Origin of the sequence: Kitasatospora sp. NPDC059803 (assembly GCF_042732255.1) — a bacterium.
Taxonomy (GTDB): domain Bacteria; phylum Actinomycetota; class Actinomycetes; order Streptomycetales; family Streptomycetaceae; genus Kitasatospora.
Window position 1 is genome coordinate 1 of sequence record NZ_JBHWIJ010000596.1, and the last position, 1,069, is coordinate 1,069.

Sequence of the window (1,069 nt, forward strand, 5' to 3'; positions counted from 1 at the left end):
CCCCGCGCCCCCCCCCACCCCGCCCCCCCCCACCCCGCTTGCGGGGGCCCCTACCGGGTGGGCGCCCCCGCCCCCGCCCCCGCCGCCCCGTCCCCCCCCGCCCCGGCCGGGGCCGCGCCCAGCCGGCTCCCCAGCCGGCCTGCGCTCCGCCGGGCGCTGCCCGGTCAGGGGCTGTTCGGCCGGGGGCCGCCCCGCCGGGGGCTGCTCAGCTGGTGAGGGCGAGAGCGCTCCGGCGCCGGACCCAGTCGAGCAGTCCCGGCTCGCCCAGGGTGGCGACCCACAGGTCGACCGCCTCCCGCGCCTCGGTCGACGGGTGCGGTCCGACACCGATCACCCGCAGCCCCGCCAGGACGGCCGAGCGGATGCCGCAGAAGGTGTCCTCCACGGCGAGGCAGTCGGTGGGCTCGGCGCCGCAGAGCCGGGCGGCGGTCAGGTAGACGTCCGGCGCCGGCTTGGGCCCGATCCCCTCGGCCGGGACCACGATGTGCTCGAAGTGTTCGAGCAGTCCGGCGCCGCCGAGTCCGGCCTCGATCACGTCGCGCGGGCAGTTGCTGGCGACCGCCAGCGGGACGAACCCGCTGAGCCGGCCGACCAGTTCGGCCGCGCCCGGCATCGGGACCGGGTCGGCGTCGACGAGCGCCCGGAAGCTCACCAGCAGCCGGTCGGTCAGCTCCGGCGCCAGCGAGGGGTCGCCGGCGGTCTCGGCCATCAGCCGCCCGCAGTCGGAGTAGTGCAACCCGGCCGCGCGCGCCGTGAACTCCGGTCCGGCCGTGAGTCCGTAGCCTCGCAGCACCTCCGCACGGGCCTGGTGCCAGTGCGACTCGGTGTCCATCAGCGTGCCGTCGCAGTCGAAGACGACGGCTGCAGGGGTCCAGTCGTTGATTCTCTCCACGGTCATGCCTACGCCCTTCAGGTGGGATTGGCTTTGTGGGATTCGCCGGAGTGTGCGTCGGGACGAGGGGGGCCGGGGGCCGCCCCCGGGGGGGGGGGCGGGGGGCCCGCGGCCCCCCCCCCCCACGGCCGGTGCCGTCTGGATCCCGGTGCAGGCGGCGGTGGTGGCCCTGTTCGC

General features: G+C 77.7%; 1 protein-coding gene. It reads right to left on the reverse strand.

The window, feature by feature from the left end:
* Window positions 1-205 precede the first annotated feature (205 nt).
* On the reverse strand, window positions 206-898 hold the full coding sequence (locus ACFV6I_RS39735) for an HAD family hydrolase (RefSeq protein WP_380431184.1): 693 nt from the start codon (window positions 896-898) through the stop codon (window positions 206-208).
* Window positions 899-1,069 lie beyond the last annotated feature (171 nt).

Coding starts and splice junctions, on each gene's coding strand:
- ACFV6I_RS39735 (WP_380431184.1), bottom strand. CDS start 898: ATGACCGTGGAGAGAATCAACGACTGGACCCCTGCAGCCGTCGTCTTC.